The organism is Burkholderia sp. Tr-20390 (genome assembly GCF_017104595.1).
GTDB lineage: Bacteria > Pseudomonadota > Gammaproteobacteria > Burkholderiales > Burkholderiaceae > Burkholderia.
This window is the reverse complement of sequence record NZ_JAAGPC010000067.1, coordinates 20,843-42,885: the sequence shown is the minus strand read 5'-3', so window position 1 is coordinate 42,885 and position 22,043 is coordinate 20,843. Positions and strand designations below refer to the sequence as shown.

The following is a 22,043-nucleotide window of genomic DNA, read 5'->3' as shown; positions in this document are numbered from 1 at the left end:
CGCGGCTGGCGGCGCGTGCCCGCGCGGGCGGTGAGCGGATGCGCACGTCGCCGGGCGGCCCGGGCCGTACGCTGAAGAACCTGTTCCAGGAGCGCGGCGTGCCCGCCTGGCAGCGCGACGTGCCGCTGCTGTTCGCTGGCGACTTGCTGATCTACGTGCCGCGCCTCGGCGTGAATCGCGATGCCGGCTTGTCCGGCGACGGGGCGCCCGGTGACGGCGCGTGGCGCCGGATCGAGTGGCGCGCCGACTTGCTGATCGCATAGCGGCGGCGGGCCGCCTGGCGGCGCGATGGCACGCGCATTTTCACCATTTGGTAAACAGCGCCGGAACGGCCTCGGACGCCGCGAGCGGCTTGTCAAGCGGGCCTCTATCGGGTACGCTCGGTCGTTTGCTCGGCTCGATTTTTGAGCGATTTGTGCAGGTTTTCCGCGTGACGTACCCGGTTTGCGCGGCCTGATCGGCCTTCCGGGCAAAATCCGTCACGCTTGCGTGTTGCGTCCCAGCCGTCCCCCTCGTCGTCCGTCCACAGCCACAAGCCGCGTGACCGAACGGCTACGCGGCCTGCCCAGCGCGCCCGTGCGGTTTCTCCTCCAGTTCAGAACGACAATGGCACTCATCGTACACAAATACGGCGGCACTTCGATGGGCTCGGTCGAGCGCATCAAGAACGTCGCGAAACGCGTCGCAAAATGGCATCAGGCCGGGCACCAGATGGTGGTCGTGCCTTCGGCGATGTCCGGCGAAACCAACCGTCTGCTCGGTCTTGCGAAAGAGATTTCGAGCCAGCCTAGCCCGCGCGAGCTCGACATGATCGCGTCGACCGGCGAGCAGGTCAGCGTCGGCCTGCTATCGATCGCGCTGCAGGAAATCGGCGTCGAGGCCGTGAGCTACGCCGGCTGGCAAGTGCCGATCAAGACCGACAGCGCGTTCACGAAGGCGCGCATTCACTCGATCGACGACGAACGCGTGAAGGCCGATCTGAATGCCGGCAAGGTCGTGATCATCACGGGCTTCCAGGGCGTCGATCCGGACGGCCACATCACGACGCTGGGCCGTGGCGGCTCGGATACGTCGGCGGTGGCGGTTGCAGCTGCGCTGGGTGCCGAAGAGTGCCTGATTTATACGGACGTCGACGGCGTCTACACGACCGATCCGCGCGTTGTCGAAGAGGCGCGCCGCCTCGATCGCGTGACGTTCGAGGAAATGCTGGAAATGGCCAGCCTCGGCTCGAAGGTCCTGCAGATCCGCTCGGTCGAATTCGCCGGCAAATACCAGGTGAAGACGCGTGTGCTGTCGAGCCTGACCGATCCGCTGATTGCGCTCGACGAAGAAATGCGCTCGGGCACCCTGATTACTTTTGAAGAAGACGAGACCATGGAAAAGGCAGTCATTTCCGGCATCGCGTTCCAGCGCGACGAAGCACGCATTGCTGTGATGGGCGTGCCCGACAAGCCGGGTATCGCGTATCAGATCCTCGGCCCGGTCGCGGATGCGAATGTCGACGTCGACATGATCATCCAGAACCAGAGCGTCCAGGGCAAGACCGACTTCACGTTCACGGTCGGCCGCGGCGACTACCAGAAGGCGATGGACATCCTCACCAACCAGGTGAAGGGCCACGTGAGCGCCGAGCACGTGCAGGGCGACCCGAAGGTGTCGAAGGTGTCGGTCGTCGGCGTCGGCATGCGTTCGCACGTGGGCGTCGCGAGCAAGATGTTCCGCACGCTGTCGGAAGAGGGCATCAACATCCAGATGATCTCGACGTCCGAAATCAAGATTTCGGTGCTGATCGACGAGAAATACATGGAGCTGGCCGTCCGCGCGCTGCACAAGGCATTCGAACTCGACCAGGCATCGTGAATTTTTCGTGATGCATTGAAGAAAATGCATCACGGAAATTGACGCGCGGTTCGAAACCCTATATTATTTCGTTCTCGTCGCACTGCCTCCCTGGTGCGAGCGAAAGTTTGGGAGACGTGGCCGAGAGGTCGAAGGCACTCCCCTGCTAAGGGAGCATCTGGGCCAAAACCTGGATCGAGGGTTCGAATCCCTCCGTCTCCGCCAAAAGCGGTGACAAAGCCCCGCAAGTTCTCGGACTTGCGGGGCTTTTTCTTTTTCGGGCACCGCCGAGCGCCGGGCGCACGATGCGGCCGGTCATGCCATGAGTACTCGACTTGAGCGGTGATAGTGGGTTACATATCGCCTATCGTTTGATGCGACTTGGGGTGATGCGCTTGGCCAGCCCGCATTCTGTTCTGACTATCCTTTCTCATCGGCCTGTCGACGGACTTGTCGACAACCACGCGCGCTATGCGCAGTTGCACGGCTACCGGCATGTGACGGTCGACGGCATGCACGTGTATGGCGAGCGCCAGCCGATCCTGCACAAGTACCACGTGATCGTCGCGCAGCTCGTCGCGATGGAGCCGGACGCGTTGCTGCTCGTGCTCGACCCGTTTTCCGTCGTGTTCGATCCGCACGCGCTGCAGGATGTCGCGCAGGGTTACGATGCAATCGTCACGACGCAGACGCCGAAGTCGGCGCTGCCCGCTGCGAGCGGCATGATCTTCCGCAACGTGCCCGGCGTGCGTGAGCAGTTGCGCAAGCTGGTGGTCGAGCTGGGCAAATGGGCGATGTACCTTCCGGAGCGGCGGCACGCGTGCGAGGCGACTCTGCTGGCAGAGCAATTTGCGCCGCTGCCGTTCGATATGCCGCTCGCGAACGGTCATTTCGCATCGGTCCAGACGATCTGGAGTGACGGGCTCGCGATCGATTCGATCGCAGGCGCCCGGCCGCTCGTGGCGCACCAGGCGCCCGAGTGGCGGCAAGTGGAGGACGTCTGGGCGCCGGCTGCCGACTACGATTTCCGCTATGTGGCGGCGCTCGTCGACGATGCCGAGCGATACCAGCACGGCGATCGCCCGCACGCAATGGACGACTGGCGTGCCGCGCAGCAGAGTGAGCGCGGTGCGGAGCGGCACGTGAATCCGCAGGCCCAGATTGCGTTCGTGAGCCTGCATACGTCGCATATCGCGGGATATGGCGATCTGCACGAGGAGAATTTTGCTCGCTACTGCACGCGGCATGGTTACGCGTATCACACGTATCGCGAACCTCCCGCATTTCTGCCGGACGGCATCGGTGCGAACTGGGCGAAGCTGCATCTGATTCGCGAACATCTGCCGCATCACGCGTTCGTCTTCTGGGTCGACGCGGACATTCTGGCGATCGACCAGAGTCAGGCCATCGACAGTACGATCGACGGCCGCGATTTCGTGATCGGTACCGATCACACGGCATGGGCGATCAATTCGTGCATGATCGGCGTGCGCAACGTGGCGCCGATGCGCGACTTGGTCGAGCGCATCTGTGCCCGTATCGAGAGTTTCGGCGATCGTTCGTCGGTCTATGCGAGCGGCGGCGACCAGCAGGCGATCTATGTGGAGTTGCTGCAGTCCGGCATGATCGACGCGCGCCATATCGTCGATGCGATGACACTCGCGGCGTCGCCGGTCTATGCCACACGCGATAGCCGCTTCGTCCATTTTCCCGCGCAGCACAATCACTATCGCGCGGTGACGATGCGCATCTGGGATCGCCTGAGCCGTCAGCGGTAGGGGCGAGCCGGTCTGCCCGTCGTACGGCCTGCGCAACGCAAGGCCGTTTGTATTGAAAATGAAAGATTGTGTGTAAGGATAAAGGGCCACTCGTTCGCAGCCATGCCAGGCTTCAATTAGCGCCCTCCGACCCTCCGAAATAACAAGCCGACGTCAAAAATGCGGCACTGCGTCGATTTTTACGATCGGCCTCGTCGGGCAATACAAAAAATTACGCATAAAAATCATTGGCATAGGATCGTGCTGAAAAACGACGCTCTGCTGCGCTGCAGAAAATAATCAATCGTCTTATGCTGGTTAACCCGATCGCATTTGAGCGGCGTCAAGTTTTCCGGTGATGCCGCTTTACATTTTGCCAACACTGGCGATTCACGAAATCTACCTGTCGATTTGATTTCGTTCCTTTCGTCTCGCCTGTCCCCGATGCAGTGCGCGACTTCATCAAGGCCTCGTTGACATGCATGATTTTCCCTTCCTGAGCCTGGCCATCTGGGCTCCGATCCTGTTCGGCGCGTGCCTGCTGCGCGCCGGTTCCGACCATCATCCACGCCGTACACGGCTGATCGCGCTCGTCGGCGCGCTGGTGGGGCTTGCGGCGGTCGTGCCGCTGGTTACCGGTTTCGATGCGCATTCGGCCGCGATGCAGTTCGTCGAAAGCCGCAACTGGCTGGCGGCATTCAATTCCGGATGGCGGGTCGGCATCGACGGCGCGTCGCTGTGGCTCGTCGTGCTGACCGCGTTCACGACCCTCGTGGTGGTGGTGGCGTCGTGGGAGTCGGTCACGGTACGCGTCGCGCAATACTACGCGTCGTTCCTGATCCTCTCGGGGCTGATGGTCGGCGTGTTCGTCGCACAGGACGGGCTGCTGTTCTTCATCTTCTTCGAGGCGACGCTGATCCCGCTGTACCTGCTGATCGGCACGTGGGGGCGCGAGCGTCGCGTGTACGCGGCCGTGAAGTTCTTCTTCATCTCGTTCGCCGGCTCGCTGCTGCTGCTGATGGCGATGCTGTACCTGTACGCGCAGTCGCATACGTTCGACATGGCCGTATGGCGCACGCTGCAGCTCGGCTTCGCGCCGCAGTTGCTGGTGTTCCTCGGCTTCTTCGCCGCCTTCGCGGTCAAGGTGCCGATGTGGCCGGTCCACACGTGGCTGAGCGACGTCTACACCGACGGCCCGACCGGCGCCGCGCTGATGCTCGCGATGCTCAAGCTCGGCGGCTACGGGTTCCTGCGCTTCGCGCTGCCGGTCACGCCCGATGCGAGCCACTTCTTCGCGCCGGCCGTGATCGCGCTGTCGCTGTTCGCGATCGTCTACGCGAGCCTGATCGCGCTCGCGCAGACCGATCTCGGCAAGCTGCTCGCGTATTCGACGGTCGCGCACATGGGGATCGTCACGCTCGGGCTGTTCCTGTTCAACCGGATCGGCGTCGAAGGCGCGATCGTCCAGCTCGTGTCGTACGGCTTCGTCGCGGGCGCGATGCTGTTGTGCGTGAACGTGCTCGTCGATCGCACGAAGCAGCGCGAGATTGCCGCTTACGGCGGCGTCGCGGGCGTGATGCCGCGTTTCGCGACCTTCACGGTGCTGTTCGCGATGGCCAACGTCGGCCTGCCGGGCACGTCGGGGTTCGTCGGCGAGTTCATGGTCATCATGGGCGCGATCCGCTTCAACTTCTGGATCGGCGCCATCGCGGCGCTGACGCTGATCCTCAGCGCGTCGTACACGCTGTGGATGCTCAAGCGCGTCGTGTTCGGCAAGGTCGCGAGCCAGCGGATCGCGAAGCTCGCCGACCTGAACCGTCGCGAGATCGTGATGTTCGCGTCGCTCGCACTCGTGGTGCTGGCGGTCGGCATCGATCCGAAGCCGTTCACCGACGCGATCGATCCGACCGTGGGACGGCTGATCGAAGACGCGAGCCATTCGAAGCTGCCGACAGGGGACGGCCCTGCGCAGCCGCAGCCGTCGTACATGGCATCGACGCGCGGCTGATCGCGGCACGTCGCGCGCAGTGGGGCGCACCGCACGGCGGTGCGGTCGTTGCACGCGCATCGATTCCTTCGCGGTCCGGCGCAGGCAGCGCCGGGCCGGCTTCCGGCTGCGTGAAATTGCCCCGCGACAATCTGTCTCACGGCAGATTCTGCAATGATGATTTTCCGCATTAGCTGGTTTTTCATCGCACTCGCGCGACGTATGATTCGGCCACTTTCGTGGATCGAATGCGCATCGGGCATACGCAAACGGATTCAATGACCCTCGGGCTGTGTGATGAAAAGAAAAGCTTCAAAAGGCGGAGTGGCGCTGATGTCGATCGGCGCGGCTTTGAGCCTGTCAGGCTGTAATTTAGATGTACTAAATCCGAAAGGAAGCGTGGGCGCTGCCGAAAAGGCGCTGATCGCGACGTCCACCTGGGCGATGCTGATCGTCGTCGTGCCGGTGATCCTGCTCACGTTGTGGTTCGCGTGGCGTTACCGCGCGTCGAACCGCAACGCCACCTACGCGCCGAACTGGTCGCACTCGACCGCGATCGAGGTCGTGATCTGGACGGTGCCGACCCTGATCATCCTGTTCCTCGGCGTGCTCACGTGGAAGACCACGCACGAGCTCGACCCGTACAAGCCGCTCGAGTCGTCGGTGAAGCCGATCGACGTCGAGGTCGTCGCGCTCGACTGGAAGTGGCTGTTCATCTATCCGGAACTCGGCATCGCATCGGTGAACCAGCTCGCGATTCCGGTCGGCACGCCGGTGAACTTCCGCATCACGTCGGATTCGGTGATGAACTCGTTCTTCATCCCGCAGCTCGGTGGCCAGGTTTACGCGATGGCCGGCATGCAGACGCGCCTGCACCTGATCGCCGACGAGCCCGGCAACTATGCGGGCACGTCCGCCAACTTCAGCGGCCGCGGCTTCTCCGACATGAAGTTTCGCACGCTCGCCGAGCCGCGCGAACAGTTCGATGCATGGGTGCAGAAGGTGAAGGCGTCGCCGGAGCGGCTCGACGCGACCGTGTACGGCACCGTCGCGCAGCCGAGCGAGAAGGCGCCCGTGCGCTACTTCTCGTCGGTCGATCCGCGGCTCTTCCACAACATCATCGCGAAATACAACGATGGCCACGTCCTCGACCTGAAGGACGTCGCCTGCGGCACGAAGGGGTAACGCATGTTCGGCAAACTCACACTCTCGGCGATCCCGTTCGATCAGCCCATCATCATGGGGGCCGGCGCCTTCATGGGGCTGGTCGTGCTGGGCATCCTCGCCGCGCTGACGATCACCGGCCGGTGGAAATGGCTGTGGACGCAATGGCTGACCACGGTCGACCACAAGAAACTCGGCGTGATGTACATCATCGTCGCGCTGATCATGCTGCTGCGCGGCTTCGCGGACGCGATCATGATGCGCATGCAGCTCGCGCTCTCGTACAACGGGCCCGGCTACCTGCCGCCGCACCACTATGACCAGGTCTTCACGGCACACGGCGTGATCATGATCTTCTTCATGGCGATGGTGTTCATGGTCGGCCTGATGAACCTGATCGTGCCGCTGCAGATCGGCGCGCGCGACGTCGCGTTCCCGTTCATCAACTCGCTGTCGTTCTGGATGACGGCCGTCAGCGCGATCCTGATCAACATCTCGCTCGTGATCGGCGAATTCGCCCAGACGGGCTGGCTCGCGTATCCGCCGCTGTCGGAGCTGCAGTTCAGTCCGGGGGTAGGGGTCGACTACTACCTGTGGGCGCTGCAGATCTCGGGCGTCGGCACGCTGCTGACCGGCGTGAACTTCTTCGTGACGATCATCAAGATGCGCGCGCCGGGCATGACGCTGATGAAGATGCCGGTGTTCACGTGGACCGCGCTCTGCACGAACGTGCTGATCATGGCGTCGTTCCCGATCCTGACCGCGACGCTCGCGCTGCTCGGCCTCGACCGTTACCTCGGCATGCACTTCTTCACGAACGAAGCCGGCGGCAACGCGATGCTGTACCTGAACCTGATCTGGGCATGGGGTCACCCCGAGGTGTACATCCTGATCCTGCCGGCGTTCGGCATTTTCTCGGAAGTCATCTCGACGTTCGCGAAGAAGCCGCTGTTCGGCTACAAGACGATGGTGTACGCGACCTGCGCGATCATGGTGCTGTCGTTCCTCGTGTGGCTGCACCACTTCTTCACGATGGGCTCGGGTGCGAACGTGAACGCGTTCTTCGGCATCATGACGATGATCATCGCGATCCCGACCGGCGTGAAGGTGTTCAACTGGCTGTTCACGATGTACCGCGGCCGGATCGAATTCACGACGCCCGTGCTGTGGACGATCGGCTTCATGGTCACGTTCACGCTCGGCGGCATGACCGGCGTGATGATGGCGATTCCCGGCGCGGACTTCGTGCTGCACAACAGCCTGTTCCTGATCGCGCACTTCCACAACGTGATCATCGGCGGCGTGCTGTTCGGCTATCTCGCGGGCTTCAACTACTGGTTCCCGAAGGCGTTCGGCTTCAAGCTGAACGAGAAGCTCGGCAAGGCGGCGTTCTGGTTCTGGCAGATCGGTTTCTACGTGGCGTTCGTGCCGCTCTACGTGCTCGGCTTCATGGGCATGACGCGCCGGATCAACCATTACGACAACCCGGCCTGGCATCCGTGGCTGCTGGTCGCCGCATTTGGCGCCGTGCTGATCGCGATCGGCATTGCATGCCAGCTGCTGCAACTGGTGGTCAGCATCCGCAACCGCAACCTGCCCGAGTACCGCGACACGACGGGCGATCCGTGGGGCGGCCGCACGCTGGAATGGGCGACCTCGTCGCCGCCGGCCGACTACAACTTCGCGGTGATCCCGCACGTGCGCACGCTCGACGCGTATGCGGACATGAAGGCACACGGCGAAGGCCGGCCGAACCCGGCGGCGATTCGCGACATCCACATGCCGTCGAATACCTGCGCGGGCCTCGTGGTCGCGATCTTCAGCCTGGTGCTCGGCTTCGCGCTGGTGTGGCACATCTGGTGGATGGCGATCGGCGGGCTGGTCGGGATCGTCGCGACGCTCGTGATCTACAGCTCGCGTGACAACGACGGCTATTACATCCCCGCGTCGACGGTGCGGAAGATCGAAGACAAGCAGCCGACGAAGCGCGTGGCTGCGCGCGTCGACGACGTGGAACTGGAGGCCAACTGATGTTGCAGAAAACCTTGAGCGCAACCCTGCTCGAGCACGACGACCATCCGCCGTCGCATTCGGTGTTCGGGTTCTGGCTGTACCTGATGACCGACTGCGTGATCTTCGCGGCGCTGTTCGCGACGTTCGCGGTGCTCGGCCAGCAGTATGCGGGCGGCCCGACCGCGAAAGACCTGTTCGACATTCCGGGCGTCGCGGTGGAAACCGCCGCGCTGCTGCTGTCGAGCATCACGTACGGCTTCGCGATGCTCGCCGCGTACAAGCAGCGGCGCGGCGCGCTGCTCGCGTGGCTCGCGGTGACGTTCGTGCTCGGCGCGGCGTTTCTCGTGATGGAACTGCGCGAGTTCTCGCACCTGATCGCGGAGGGCGCAGGCCCGCAGCGCAGCGCGTTCCTGTCGGCGTTCTTCACGCTGGTCGGCACGCACGGGCTGCACGTGACGGCCGGCCTGCTGTGGATGATCGTGCTCGCCGGGCAGATCGTGTTGCGCGGCGGCGACCTGACCGATCGCGACCTGCGACGCCTGACGTGCCTGAGCCTCTTCTGGCACTTCCTCGACATCGTGTGGATCTGCGTGTTTTCCTTTGTCTATCTCGCGAGCGTGATCTAAATGGCCCATTCGCATTCGTCTCAACTCGAAGAAGGGCACGGCAGTGTCGGCGGCTACGTCGCCGGTTTCATCCTGTCGGTGCTGCTCACGGCCGCGTCGTTCGGCCTCGTGATGGGCGGCGTGCTGTCGCCGCACGCGTCGCTGGTCGCGCTGGCCGTACTCGCGTTCGTACAGATCGTCGTGCACCTCGTGTACTTCCTGCACATGAACGGCTCGTCGGGCCAGCGCTGGAACGTGATGGCGTTCAGCTACACGGTGCTGACCGCGGCGATCCTGATCGTCGGCACGCTGTGGGTGATGCACAACGTCAGCATGAACATGATGTCGCGCTGAGCGGCAGCCCAGCGCAGCGGTCGAGATCCATGCGCGTTCATGAACAAAAGGCGGCACGCGAGTGCCGCCTTTTGTTTTTCCCGGCCGTGTTGCGCCGGGCAGCGGAATCAGTGCCGTGCGCCCGCATCCGCCGTCAGCGCGTGCGTGCAGTCGGCGCGGTACTCGGCGGCAAGCCGATCTTTCGCACCATCGAGATCGTCGGGGTAATACGGGCTCGCATGCGCCGGCTCGTAGCCGACCTGTTCGAGTTCGGTCAGCTCGCGCACGAGGTCGGCATGCGTGACGTCGTGGCCGGTGTGGACGAACGGATACGCGTTGCATTCCTGCGGCGTCAGGTGCGGTGCCGCGAGCGCGGCGGTGCTGGCGCATGCGAGCAGCATGCAGGCGACGGTAGTCGACAGTTTCATCCGGTAGCTCCTGGTTGCGCGGCCCGATGCCGCATGACGTCAGCGTAGGCCGCGTGCACGACGGGGCGGGCGACGCACGGATGAAACATGTTTCACCCGTGCGCCACGGCGCCGGATGAAGCATTTTTCATGTAACGCCGCACGGCGATCGGGGCGTCTACGATAGTCGCGGGCGCCTCGCGTGCGCCCGTCATGAGGTTCATTGCGAGGGCAACCATGCGAGTACTGACGGTCGAGGATGATGCGGTGACCGCGAACGAAATCGTCGGCGAGCTGACCGCGCGCGGGTTCGAGGTCGACTGGATCGACAACGGCCGCGAAGGCATGCTGCGCGCGATGAGCGCGTCGTACGACGCGATCACGCTCGACCGGATGCTGCCGGGCGCGGACGGCCTCGCGATCCTGACCGCGATGCGCACGGTCGGCATCGATACGCCGGTGCTGATGCTGAGCGCGCTCGGTGATGTCGACGAACGCATCCGCGGGCTGCGCGCGGGCGGCGACGATTACCTGACGAAGCCGTTCGATTCCGGCGAGCTGAGCGCCCGCATCGAGGTGCTGCTGCGTCGCCGGCAGGCGTCGGGCGTGCCGCAGCAGACGCTGTTGAAGGTCGGCGCGCTCGAGCTCGATCTCATTTCGCGCTGCGCGCGTCGCGGCGCCGACGAGATTCCGCTGCTGCCGACCGAGTTCCGCGTGCTCGAATTCATGATGCGCAATGCGGGCCAGACGATCACGCGCACGATGCTGTTCGAGACCGTGTGGGGCTATCACTTCGATCCCGGCACCAACCTGATCGACGTCCACATGGGCCGGTTGCGCAAGAAGATCGATCCGCCCGGCGCGACCCCGATGATCCAGACGGTGCGCGGCTCGGGCTACATGCTCGCATGACGGAGGCCCGGATGGATGCGGCTCGCGCGGCGAACTTCACGCGCCGCTGGCACACGACGACGTTTCGGTGGCTGTGCGCGTATGCGGCGATCTTCTCGGTTTCGCTGCTCGTGCTCGCGGGCGTGATCAGCGTGGCCGCGACGCACACGATGGCGCGCGACACCGACGAGGTGCTCGCGTGGCAACTGATCTATTTCGATTCGATTCCCGATGCCGAGCTGCCGCTCGCGATCCACCGGCGGCTCGAGCACGAGCACATGCATACCAGTTTCTACGGGCTGTTCGACGCGAACGGGCGCCGCGTGGCCGGGGACATCGCGACGCCGCCCGCGCTGCGCACGGATCGCCACGGACGCACGCTGAACCGCACGCTCGCGCCGCTCGACGGCCAGCCCGCGCCGATCACGCGCGCGATGGCGGTGCGCCGCGACAACGGGATGACGCTGCTCGTCGCACGCGACCTGTCGCATTTCATCCAGATCCGCGATGTCGCGATCCGCGGGCTCGTGATCGGCGGCGTGATGATCCTGATCGCCGGCATCGCGGGCGGCAGCATGCTCGGCATGCGGCAGATGCGCCGCGTCGCCGCGATCCGGCGCGTCACGCGGCAGATCGCCGAGGGCGATCTCGGCAAGCGGCTGCCGGTCGGACGCTACGACGAACTGGACCTGCTCGCGCATCTCGTGAACCACATGCTCGACGAAGTCGAGCGGCTGATGGGCGAGGTCCGTCACACCTGCGACGGCATCGCGCACGATCTGCGCACGCCGCTCGCACGCGTGCACACGATGCTGGCCCGGCTCGCGGAGCAGCCGTTTTGCGCGGACGACCCTGCGTCGTCGGCATTGCTCGCGTCGGCGCGCGACGAGACCGACCGCTTGCTCGAGCGCTTTCGCGCGATGCTGCGCATCTCCGAGATCGGCACGCTGAGCCGGCGTGGCGGCTTTGCCGCGGTCGACGTCACGGCCTTGTTGCGCGACGTTTGCGAGCTCTATGAGCCGTTGGCCGAAGCCGTCGACGTGTCGTTCGAACTCGCCGCGACATCGGTCGACCGCATTCACGGCGATCGCGCGTTGCTGTTCGAGGCATTCAGCAATCTCGCGGACAACGCGATCAAGTTCACACCGCCGGGCGGCCGCGTGCGCGTCGCGCTCCATTCAACGCCGAGAGGGCCGCTCGTGCGGATCGAGGACACCGGGCCCGGCATCCCGCCCGGCGAACGCGACGCGGTGCTCGAGCGTTTCTATCGCGGCGAGCGCACGCGCCATGTGAGCGGCTCGGGGCTCGGGCTGAGCATCGTCTCGGCGGTGATGCGCGTGCACGGCTTTGCGCTGCGGATCGGCGATGCGCCGCGGGCCGGTGCGGCGATCACGGTCGAATGCTGGCCGCGCTCGCTCGCATGACGGCGTCGGGGACGAGCGATGCGCATCCTGCTGATTTCCCCGCCGAACCCGGAGGCGGCGCGGCTCGACAAGGCCTTTCGCGAGAGCACGCATGGTGTCGAGCGCGTCGACGGATGGCGCGACGGCTGCTTCGTGGCGACCGAGGACCGGTTCGATGCCATCGTGATCATTGCGCCCGACACGGTTGCCGACCCGGCGATGCTCGAGGCATTGCCGCGACTTGCCGCATCGGCCGGCGGCGCGACGATTGCCGCGATCGTGGCCGGCACGACACCTGCGCAGCGCGCGCGGATGTTGCAGGCCGGCTGCGATGTGTGTCTTGCCCATCCCTGTTCGTTCGTGGAACTGCACGAGCGGTTGCGCGCGCTGTGGCGCCGCAACGGTGTCATCGCGATGCGCGAGTCGGTCCGGCTCGACGTGGCCGCGCGCGCACTCGAGGAGCGGGGCCGGAGGCTGGCGCTCAGCATGCGGGAATTTCGTCTCGTCGAATGCCTGCTGCGCGAAGCGGGGCGACCGGTCGGGCGCGATGCCGTGCTGCGTTATGCGTGGGGTGATGCCGACGTCGAACCCGAAACGGTCAATGCGCTGGTCGTGCGGTTGCGGCGCAAGCTGGCCGCACACGCGTTTTCCGCGCGCATCGAAACGGTCGCCCGATTCGGATTCAGGTTCGACGCGGGCGGGTGACGATGCGGGATCGCGCCGTGCCGGTGGAGGGTGCGCATGCCGCGCGTCGCGCGGCATGTCCGATTGCGTGCGTTCAGTGCGAATAGAGTTCGCGGTTGAGCTGCGCGAGCTGGCCGTCGCGTTCGGCGCGGACGAGTTGGCGATACACCTGCGCGCGTGTCAGCGGCGTGGCCGGTCGCGCGTTCCATGCCGGTTGCGACGACAACGATGCGGAAGCGGTCGCGGCGTACGTTTGCGGCGCAGTCGCGGTGTCGGGCTGCGTCGCGCTGGCCCGGCCGGGCAGCGCGACACACAGCGCGGAGAGCAGGGTGGCGAACATCAATGTCTTCATGGCGTGATCCTTTTCAAGTGACAGTGGCCGGTGCTGCGATGGCGATGCCGGCAGGATCGACGTTATCGGATGCGCCCGTGCGGGCACCGGGCGCGCCGATGAAGAAACGTTCACGAACGCGCGTCGTGCCAGCCGCCGCCGAGCGCGCGCACGAGCCCGACGGATGCCTGCAGGCGGCGGGCGTCGACGTCGAGCGCCGCGATCTGCGTATCGAGTTCGGTCGTCTGCGCGGTGACCACGTCGAGATAGCTGACCGCGCCGTCGCGATAGCGCGACATCGCCAGCGCAAGCGAATGCCGCGCCGCGACGAGCGCCGCGTCGTCCTGGTCCGATTCGTCACCGAGGCGGTGCAACTGCGCGAGATCGTCCTCGACGTCGCGGAATGCCTGGAGCACGACCGCGCGGTAGCGCGCGCCCTGTTCGTCGAACTGCGCGCGCGCATGGCGTACGCCGGCGGCACGCCGGCCCCCGTCGAACAGCGTCATCGCGAGACGCGGCCCGATCGACCAGATCTCGTTGGGCGCGGCGAGCCACGGCGAAAACGTATCGCTCTGGAACCCGGCGTCGAGGCCGAGCGACAGGTCGGGAAAGTACGCGGCACGTGCGACGCCGATCCGCGCGTTCGCGGCCGCGACGCGGCGTTCGGCGGCGGCGACGTCAGGCCTGCGTTCGAGCAGCGTCGACGCGAGTCCCGTCGGAATCGACGGCACGCCCGGCAGCGCCCCAACGGGCGGCAGCGAGAACGTCGACGCGGATTCCCCGACGAGTGCCGCGATCGCATGCTCGTCGAGCGCGCGGCGCGCGGCGATGTCGGACGCACGCGCCTGGGCGAGCGCGAGTTGCGTTTGCGCACGCGAAACGTCGAGCCCCGATGCGAGGCCGCCGCGATGGCGACTGACCGTCAGTTGCCATGCACGGCGGTACGTGTCGATCGTTTGCGCGAGCGTGTCCGCTTCACGGTCGAGCCCCGCCAGGTCGAAGTAGGTGCTGGCGACGGTGGCCTGCAAGCTGAGCCGGACCGACGCGAGGTCATCGTCGGCCGCCTGCGCGTCGTCGCGGCCGGCCGCGACCGCGTTGCGGACCTTGCCCCACAGATCGACGTCGTAGCCGAATCCCGCTTCGAGCGTGTTCGACTCATAGGTATCCGGCTGACCGCTGCCGCGCAGCGGCCGGCGCGCGGACTGACGGTCGCGGTCGGTCTCGGCATCGATGCCCACGGTCGGCAGCAACGCCGCATGGGCCTCGTCGAACAGTGCGGCGGCTTCGTCGTGCCGCGCGACGGCGGCGGCGAGGTCGGGGTTCGCGCGTGCGACGAGCGGTTCGAGCCGGTCGAGTGTCGCGTCGCCGTACACGCGCCACCAGCCGTCACGCGGCAGGCGATCGGCTGGTACGGCATCGACCCACGCGCCCGTTTCGCGAAACGCGGTCGGCACCGGAACGGCCGGCGCGCGATAGGCCGGCGCCAACGAGCAGCCGGCGAGCAGCGCGACGCTGCCCAGCCATACAGCGAGCAGACGGTCAGCCATGCGCACGCTCCGTCGCCGTAGTGCCGGCGATACGCACGGGGTCGCCGTCCGCGAGTGAATCGGGCGGATTGTCGATCACGCGGTCGGTGGCCGCGAGCCCCGATGCGATCTCGACACGCGTGCCGAGATCGGTCGCGATCGATACGTTGCGCAGGTGCGCGTGCCCGGTTGCATCGAGCACGGCGACTTGCAACCCGTCGTGGCGGAAGATCAGCGTGCTTGCCGGAATCGACAGCGCATGCGCGGCGCCGGGCATCGCGATCCGCACTTGCGCATACTCGCCCGGGAACAGCGTGCCTGCCGGGTTGGCGATCGAAAACTGCGCGAGCAGCGTGCCGGAAGCCGGATCGATCGATTGGGCGGAATCCGCGAGCGTGGCGTCGAACGTCATGCCGGGACGCTCGGGCACGGTCAGCGCGACACGCATGCCTGCGCGGATCGCGGCCGCGTCGTCTTGCGGAACGTGGACGTACAGCCGCAGCCGCCGCGCGTCCGAGACGGTGAAGAGTTCGGCGCCGTTGCCGCTGCCCGCGTCGATCAGCGCGCCGACATCGGTCTTGCGTGCCGTCACGATGCCGTCGAACGGCGCGGTGAGCCGCTTGAACGATTCGAGCGCTTCGAGCCGTCGCACGTTGGCGGTGCTCGCCGCGACGGCCGCGCGTTTCGCGTCGAGGCCGCTGCGTTTCTCGTCGGCCTCCTGCTGCGAGACGGAATCCTGCGCGAGCATCTCGGCCCAGCGAGCGGCCGTGACGGCGGCAAGCCGTTCGTTCGCGCACGCACTTTGAAGGTCGGCGCGCGCCTGCTGCAACTGCTGGTCGAGATCGGGCGTATCGATCGACGCGAGCAACTGCCCGGCTTTCACATGCGCGCCGATGTCGGCGTACCACGCGTGGAGGTAGCCGGGCACGCGCGCGTAGATCGGCGCGTCGACGTACGCGTCGAGCCGGCCGGGCAGCACCAGCGCGTCGGCCGCGGCCGGCTGCGGCGCAACCGTCGCGACGGTCGGGATCGCCTGTTGCACGGTCCAGGCGGCGACCGCGTGCGCATCGTGCATGCGGGCGACAAGACCGGCCGCCGCGACGGCGAGCGCGGCGATGGCGCCCGCGATCGCGAGCGGTTTCAGGTAGCGCGGCGTGCCAGGAGGGCGGACTTCGAATTCAGTGGACATGCTGTTCTCCCGGAGTGAGGGGCAGGGATTCGGAACGAGGCGCGCGGTCGCGCCGGTGGACGAGGCTGAACACGACGGGCACGAACACGAGCGTCGCGACGGTCGCGCACAGCAGGCCGCCGATGACCGCGCGGCCGAGCGGCGCGTTCTGCTCGCCGCCGTCGCCGAGACCGAGGGCCATCGGCGCCATGCCGATGATCATCGCGAGTGCGGTCATCATCACGGGCCGAAAGCGCGTGAAGCCGGCTTCGAGCGCGGCGACGGCCGCATCGGCGGTGTGCGCGAGCCGTTCGCGCGCGAACGTCACCACGAGGATGCTGTTCGCGGTCGCGACGCCCATGCACAGGATCGCGCCGGTCAAGGCCGGCACCGACAGCGGCGTGCGCGTGACGAACAGCATCCAGACGATGCCGGCCAGCGCCGCGGGCAGGCCGCTCACGATCACGAATGCGTCGCGCCACGAATGGAAGTTGACGACGATCAGCAGGTAGATCAGCAGGATCGCGCCGGCGAGGCCCGCGAGCAGCCCGCCGAATGCGCCGTTCATCGTCTGTACCTGGCCGCGCACGGTCACGCGCGATCCCTTGGGCAAGCCGGCCGCGCTCGTGTGCAGTACGCGTTCGATGTCGGCGCTGACCGCACCGAGATCGCGGTCCTGCGTCGTCGCGAAGATGTCGTACAGCGGGGCGATGTCGTAGTGCGACACGACCGCGTCGGTCTGTCCGCGCACGATCGTCGCGAGCCCGCCGAGCAGTTGCGGCGCGCCCGAGCGGCCCGTTACCGGCAGCGCGCGCAGGTCCGCCAGCGATGTCATCCGGTACTGGGGCGTCTGCGCGACGATCGGATACGACACGCCGTTGTGCGGATCGAGCCAGTAGGTGGGCGACACCTGGCTCGTGCCGGACAGGCTCGCGACCACGGCATTGGTGACATCCTGCTCGGTGATGCCGAGTTGCGCGGCCCGCGTGCGGTCGACCGATACGGTGAACTGCGGATAGGTCGACGCCTGCTGCACGCGCGCGTCGGCCACTCCCGGCACGCTGCGGATGCGTCGCAACAGCTCGGTCGCATAGGTGTGGTTGGCGGCGCGATCGGGGCCCGTCACCTGCACGTCGATCGGTGCGGGCGCACCGAAGTTGAGGATCTGGCTCACGATGTCGGCGGGCAGGAACGAGAACGTCACGCCGGGAAACGCGCGCGGCAGCCGCGTACGCAACTGCTTGACGTAGTCGGCGGTCGGCGCGTGGTCGCCCGTGAGCGATACGAGGATGTCGCCGTCCTGCGGGCCGATCGTGCCGCTGTTGCTGTACGTGAGGTTGATCCCGCTGTTCGGCAGCCCCATGTTGTCGACGATGCTCGCGATCGCGTGCGGCGGCACGACGCCGCGCACCGTCTGCTCGACGTGGTCGAACAGCGCGGCCGTTTCCTCGATGCGTGTGCCGATCGGTGCGCGCACGTGAATCGCGATTTCGCCTGCGTCGACCGACGGGAAGAAATTGCGGCCGAGCCACGGCACCAGCACGAACGACACCGCGACCGCCGCGAGGAACAGCGCGACGAAACGCGCACGGTGGACGAGTGCGAGACCAAGCACGACGCGGTAGCCGGCGCGCAGTGCCGCGAAGCGGCGCTCGAACCCCTGCTGGAACGCGACGAGCGGATTGCGTGCGCGTGGCGGCGGGAACGGCGCACCATGCGGCGCGAGCGCGGCCGCCGGATGCGCGGCATGCGGTTTCAACAGGTAGCGGGCCATCATCGGCACGAACGTGCGCGACAGCACGAACGACGCGATCATCGCGAAGATCACGGCTTCGGCCATCGGCACGAACAGGAAGCGGGCCACGCCGTCGAGCAGCAGCATCGGCACGAACACGATGCAGATGCACAGTAGCGACACGAAGGCCGGTGCGACGATCTGCGACGCACCGTCGAGGATCGCATCGCGCACCGCCTTGCCCTGTTCGAGGTGCCAGTTCACGTTCTCGATCGTGACGGTGGCATCGTCGACGAGAATGCCGACCGCGAGCGCGAGTCCGCCGAGCGTCATCACGTTGAGCGTCTCGCCCGCGGCCGCGAGCGCCGCGATCGCGGCCAGCACGGCGAGCGGAATGGACGCGGCGATGATCAGCGTCGAGCGCCAGCTGCCGAGGAACAGCAGGATCATCGCGGACGTGAGCGCGGCGGCGATCAGGCCTTCGCGGGCCACGCCGCTGACGGCGCCCTTGACGAACACGGACTGGTCGCCCATCACGACGAGCCTGAGCGACGGCGGCAGGGTCGCCTCGATGCGCGGCAACTGCGCCTTGACGCCCGAGATGATGTCGAGCGTCGACGCCGAACCGCTTTTCAGCACGCTCATCAGCACCGCGCGCCGGCCGTCGACGCGCACGATGTTGCCCTGCGGCGGATAACCGTCGCGCACGTGCGCGACGTCACGCATGAAGATCACCGCGCCGTTCACGCTCCGGATCGGCAGTGCATTGAGCTGGTCGATGGTCAGCGGGCTGTCGTTGAGCCTGATGTTGTACTCGAAGCCGCCGATCTTCTGCGTGCCGGCCGGGATGATCTGGTTCTGCTGCGCCAGCGCGGTCGCGATGTCCTGTGCGGACAGCCCCTTGGCCTGCAGCGCCTGCGGATCGAGATCGATCTGCACCTGGCGCACCTTGCCGCCGTACGGCGACGGAATCGCGACCCCCGCGACGGACAGCAACTGCGGCCGGATCACGTTGGTCGCGTAGTCGCCGAGCTGCTGTTCGTTCAGCGTGTCGCTCGTCAGCGCCAGCTGCAGCACGGGCACGGTCGATGCGTTGTAGTTGAGGATCTGCGGCGGCGTGGTGCCCGGCGGCATCTGCTTGAGTACCGTCTGCGAAATCGACGTGACCTGCGCGGTCGCGGTGCGGATGTCGACGCTCGGCTGGAAGAAGATCTTGACGATCCCGAAGCTGCGGAACGACTGCGACTCGATGTGCGCAACGTCGTTGACCGTCGTGCCGAGCGTGCGCTCGTAGTAGGTGACGATGCGTCCGGCCATGTCGGCCGGCTGCAGGCCCGCGTAGTTCCACACCACGCTGATGACCGGAATCCGGATGTCGGGGAAGATGTCGGTCGGCGTGCGCAGCGCCGCGAGCGGCCCCGCGATCAGGATCAGCAGCGCGAGGACGATGAACGTGTAGGGGCGCGCAAGCGCGAGTCGGACGAGTTTCAGCATCGGCAAGGTCTCCGCCGGCGCGGGGCGCCGGCCTGTCAGCGAAGTGCCGAAGCGCGGCGGGCGCCCGGTTCGGCTCGCGCAGTGTGCGTGGCGCCGCTTAACGCGGGGCGCGGGGCAGGATGAAAGATGTTTTAGGAATGGGGGGCGTGAGGGGGCGGGGCGGGCGTCGATTGTTACAAGACGTTAGCGCGGGCTTGCTGTTGCGATGCGGCGCATCAGTTCTTACAAAGTGGAAATATGCGGAGACGGCGCTTGCCGTTATAGTCGAATCACACATGAAACAACCAGAAGAGGAATCCATGAAGACCTTGCGTGTTGCCTCGCTCTTGACCGGTATGACGGCCTTGCTCGTGTCGGGCGCAGCAATGGCGGGAGTCAATGTCGGGATCAATCTCGGCGTTCCGGCGCCGGTCTACGTCGCGCCCGCACCCGTGTATGCGCCGCCGCCTCCGCCGCCGGTCGTCTATCAGCCTGCGCCGGTCTACGCGCCGGCCCCTGTGTATGCACCGGGACCGGCCATCGTGATCGGCTGGCACGGCGACCGCTACTGGGACGGCCGCCGCTACTGGGGCCGTGACGAGTGGTATCGCCATCACGGCCGTGGCTGGGGCGATCGTGGCGATCGTGGCCACTGGGACAACGGCCGCCACAACGGCTGGCGCTGATCGGCAGGGCGCGCCCCTGATGCGCGCCTCCGATCCGCTCGTGAAGAAACCGCCCGCGTGGCGGTTTTCTTTTGGCTCGCCGGCTTGAATGGGTAGAATCGTCCCTCGTTACTCCCCTCATTCGACCGACAGGGCCTCTATGACGAAGGGTTCGCCCCGGGCCGCCGCCGCGCGCGTCCGCCGTGCGGCACGAACTGCCGGCCGCGCGGCCGCGGTGTTCGTGCTGCAAACGGTGCTGGCCGCGACCGCTGCGCACGCGGCCTACGCCATTGCGCAGTACGGCGAGCCGAAGTATCCGCCGGGCTTCAAGCATTTCGACTACGTCAACCCCGACGCGCCGAAGGGCGGCACGCTCGTGCTGGCGAACCCGAACCGGCTGACGTCGTTCGACAAGTTCAACCCGTTCACGATGCGCGGCAACCCCGCGCCGGGCATCGACATGCTGTTCGAGAGCCTCGCGACCGGCAGCTCGGACGAGCCGGCCTCCGCGTACGGGCTGCTCGCCGACGACATCGACATCGCGCCGGACCGCCGGTCGGTCACGTTTCACCTGAATCCGCGCGCGCGCTTCTCGAACGGCGAGCGCGTCACCGCCGACGACGTCAAGTTCTCGTTCGACACGCTGAAGAGCAAGCAGGCCGCGCCGCAGTTCGGAGCCTATTTCGCGGAGATCGCGAAGGCCGTGGTCGTCGATCCGGCCACCGTGCGCTTCGAGTTCCGCAGCGCGAACCGCGAATTGCCGCTGATCGCAGGCGGCGTGCCGGTGTTTTCCCGCAAGTGGGGATTGCGCGCGGACGGCTCGCGCATCCCGTTCGACCAGCTCGCGTTCGAGCAGCCGATCGGCAGCGGCCCGTACGTGATCGACCATTACGACAACGGCCGGACGATCACTTACCGGCGCAACCCGGCGTACTGGGGCGCCGACCTGCCGGTGCGGGTGGGCACCAACAACTTCGAGCGGATCGTCTACAAGCTGTACGGCGACGGCGTCGCGCGGCTCGAGGCGTTCAAGGCCGGCGAATACGACGTGCTCGTCGAGTACATCGCGCGCAACTGGACGCGCCGCGACGTCGGCAAGCGCTTCGACAACGGCGAGCTGGTCAAGCGTGAATTCCGCCAGCATAACGGCGCGGGCATGCAGGGCTTTTTCATGAACCTGCGCCGGCCGCTGTTTCGCGACGTGCGCGTGCGCCAGGCGCTCGACCTCGCGTTCGACTTCGAATGGCTGAACCGCCAGCTGTTCTACAGCGCCTACACGCGGATGAACAGCTACTTCGCCGACACCGACCTGCAGGCGACCGGCACGCCGGGCCCCGGCGAGCTGAAGCTGCTGGAGCCGCTGCGCGAGCAGCTCGACCCGGCCGTGTTCGGTCCGGTGGTCACGCAGCCGAACACGAATCCGCCGGGCTCGCTGCGCGCGAACCTGCTGAAGGCGCGCGCACTGCTCGCGCAGGCCGGCTGGACCTATCGGGACGGCGCGTTGCGCAACGCGAAGGGCGAGCCGTTCACGTTCGAGATCCTCGACGATTCCGGCGCGGCAATGGAAGGGATCGTGGCGGCGTATCAGCGCAATCTGGCGAAGCTCGGCATCGACGCACGTTTTCGCACGGCCGATTTCGCGCTGCTGCAAAAGCGTCTCGACGCGTTCGACTACGACATGACGACGATCCGCCTGCCGGGCGTGCAGGTGCCGGGTGCCGAGCAATACTCGCGTTACGCGAGCAAGTTCGCCGACGAGCCGGGCTCCGACAACTTCATCGGGTTGAAGTCGCCGGCCGTCGACGCGCTGCTGCACGCGCTCGGTACCGCGCAGACGCGCGAAGACCTGCTCGACGCGACGCACGCGCTCGACCGTGTGCTGATGCACGGCTACTACGCGGTCCCGCAGTGGTACAGCACGACGCACCGGGTCGCGTACAAGCGCACGCTTGCCTATCCGCAGACGCTGCCGCTGTACTATTCGGCCGAGGGCTGGGTCGTGTCGACGTGGTGGGCGAAGCCCGATCACTGAACCGCGCCGCCCCAACGTCCCATCCCGCCT

General features: G+C 66.4%; 18 protein-coding genes and 1 tRNA gene. 14 read left to right on the top strand and 5 right to left on the bottom strand.

Features of this window, described 5'->3' with window-relative positions; all coding sequences use genetic code 11:
• From tilS to cyoD, 9 genes are all read left to right on the top strand, one after another.
• A partial coding sequence (gene tilS / locus G3N98_RS19725) for a tRNA lysidine(34) synthetase TilS (RefSeq protein ID WP_206148962.1) occupies positions 1 to 263 on the top strand: 263 nt, incomplete at its 5' end.
• 343 nt (positions 264 to 606) lie between these two features.
• Entirely contained in the window at positions 607 to 1,860 is a 1,254-nt protein-coding gene (locus tag G3N98_RS19720; protein WP_039364692.1) for an aspartate kinase, read from the top strand.
• Positions 1,861 to 1,970: 110 nt separating this feature from the next.
• Positions 1,971 to 2,064, top strand: a tRNA-Ser gene (locus G3N98_RS19715).
• A 164-nt stretch (positions 2,065 to 2,228) separates the two neighbouring features.
• The gene (locus tag G3N98_RS19710; RefSeq protein ID WP_206148961.1) at positions 2,229 to 3,617 is read left to right on the top strand and encodes a hypothetical protein; all 1,389 of its coding nucleotides are present in this window, start codon (positions 2,229 to 2,231) and stop codon (positions 3,615 to 3,617) included.
• A 457-nt stretch (positions 3,618 to 4,074) separates the two neighbouring features.
• Positions 4,075 to 5,604: an NADH-quinone oxidoreductase subunit M gene (locus G3N98_RS19705; RefSeq protein ID WP_206148960.1), complete on the top strand. Its 1,530-nt coding sequence runs from the start codon at positions 4,075 to 4,077 to the stop codon at positions 5,602 to 5,604.
• A gap of 276 nt (positions 5,605 to 5,880) precedes the next feature.
• The gene (cyoA, locus tag G3N98_RS19700) at positions 5,881 to 6,768 is read left to right on the top strand and encodes a ubiquinol oxidase subunit II (protein ID WP_206148959.1); all 888 of its coding nucleotides are present in this window, start codon (positions 5,881 to 5,883) and stop codon (positions 6,766 to 6,768) included.
• A 3-nt stretch (positions 6,769 to 6,771) separates the two neighbouring features.
• Positions 6,772 to 8,778: a cytochrome o ubiquinol oxidase subunit I gene (gene cyoB, locus G3N98_RS19695; RefSeq protein WP_069248320.1), complete on the top strand. Its 2,007-nt coding sequence runs from the start codon at positions 6,772 to 6,774 to the stop codon at positions 8,776 to 8,778.
• Positions 8,778 to 9,386, top strand: a complete 609-nt coding sequence (gene cyoC, locus G3N98_RS19690) for a cytochrome o ubiquinol oxidase subunit III (protein WP_089425723.1) — start codon at positions 8,778 to 8,780, stop codon at positions 9,384 to 9,386. The genes cyoB and cyoC overlap by 1 nt, the downstream gene beginning before the upstream one ends.
• Positions 9,387 to 9,719, top strand: a complete 333-nt coding sequence (cyoD, locus tag G3N98_RS19685) for a cytochrome o ubiquinol oxidase subunit IV (protein WP_009692722.1) — start codon at positions 9,387 to 9,389, stop codon at positions 9,717 to 9,719. It abuts the gene before it with no gap.
• A 107-nt stretch (positions 9,720 to 9,826) separates the two neighbouring features.
• On the opposite strand, the gene G3N98_RS19680 is transcribed toward cyoD, so the two are convergent.
• On the bottom strand, positions 9,827 to 10,126 hold the full coding sequence (locus tag G3N98_RS19680; protein ID WP_206148958.1) for a DUF4148 domain-containing protein: 300 nt from the start codon (positions 10,124 to 10,126) through the stop codon (positions 9,827 to 9,829).
• Between the two features lie 216 nt (positions 10,127 to 10,342).
• On the opposite strand from G3N98_RS19680, the gene G3N98_RS19675 reads away from it, so the two are divergent.
• The 3 genes from G3N98_RS19675 to G3N98_RS19665 are packed head-to-tail and all read left to right on the top strand — an operon-like array spanning position 10,343 to position 13,104.
• Positions 10,343 to 11,017, top strand: a complete 675-nt coding sequence (locus tag G3N98_RS19675) for a response regulator transcription factor (RefSeq protein ID WP_069248317.1) — start codon at positions 10,343 to 10,345, stop codon at positions 11,015 to 11,017.
• An 11-nt stretch (positions 11,018 to 11,028) separates the two neighbouring features.
• A complete protein-coding gene (locus G3N98_RS19670; protein WP_206148957.1) occupies positions 11,029 to 12,420 on the top strand; it encodes a HAMP domain-containing sensor histidine kinase in 1,392 nt (463 codons plus the stop codon).
• An 18-nt stretch (positions 12,421 to 12,438) separates the two neighbouring features.
• On the top strand, positions 12,439 to 13,104 hold the full coding sequence (locus G3N98_RS19665) for a response regulator transcription factor (protein WP_206148956.1): 666 nt from the start codon (positions 12,439 to 12,441) through the stop codon (positions 13,102 to 13,104).
• A 73-nt stretch (positions 13,105 to 13,177) separates the two neighbouring features.
• Here G3N98_RS19665 and G3N98_RS19660 read toward each other — a convergent pair whose 3' ends face one another.
• The 4 genes from G3N98_RS19660 to G3N98_RS19645 all read right to left on the bottom strand — a co-directional run bounded on the left by G3N98_RS19660 (position 13,178) and on the right by G3N98_RS19645 (position 19,337).
• Positions 13,178 to 13,435, bottom strand: a complete 258-nt coding sequence (locus tag G3N98_RS19660) for a DUF4148 domain-containing protein (protein WP_089425721.1) — start codon at positions 13,433 to 13,435, stop codon at positions 13,178 to 13,180.
• A gap of 110 nt (positions 13,436 to 13,545) precedes the next feature.
• On the bottom strand, positions 13,546 to 14,961 hold the full coding sequence (locus G3N98_RS19655) for an efflux transporter outer membrane subunit (protein ID WP_206148955.1): 1,416 nt from the start codon (positions 14,959 to 14,961) through the stop codon (positions 13,546 to 13,548).
• A complete protein-coding gene (locus tag G3N98_RS19650) occupies positions 14,954 to 16,129 on the bottom strand; it encodes an efflux RND transporter periplasmic adaptor subunit (RefSeq protein ID WP_206148954.1) in 1,176 nt (391 codons plus the stop codon). Before G3N98_RS19650 ends, G3N98_RS19655 begins: the two co-directional genes overlap by 8 nt.
• Positions 16,119 to 19,337 carry an efflux RND transporter permease subunit gene (locus G3N98_RS19645; RefSeq protein ID WP_206148953.1) on the bottom strand — a complete coding sequence of 1,073 codons (3,219 nt, stop codon included), beginning with the start codon at positions 19,335 to 19,337 and terminating at the stop codon, positions 16,119 to 16,121. Before G3N98_RS19645 ends, G3N98_RS19650 begins: the two co-directional genes overlap by 11 nt.
• 299 nt (positions 19,338 to 19,636) lie before the next feature.
• On the opposite strand from G3N98_RS19645, the gene G3N98_RS19640 reads away from it, so the two are divergent.
• Both G3N98_RS19640 and G3N98_RS19635 read left to right on the top strand, forming a co-directional pair.
• On the top strand, positions 19,637 to 20,002 hold the full coding sequence (locus G3N98_RS19640; RefSeq protein WP_089440468.1) for a hypothetical protein: 366 nt from the start codon (positions 19,637 to 19,639) through the stop codon (positions 20,000 to 20,002).
• Positions 20,003 to 20,141: 139 nt separating this feature from the next.
• Positions 20,142 to 22,013: an extracellular solute-binding protein gene (locus tag G3N98_RS19635; RefSeq protein WP_206148952.1), complete on the top strand. Its 1,872-nt coding sequence runs from the start codon at positions 20,142 to 20,144 to the stop codon at positions 22,011 to 22,013.
• Positions 22,014 to 22,043: the final 30 nt, after the last annotated feature.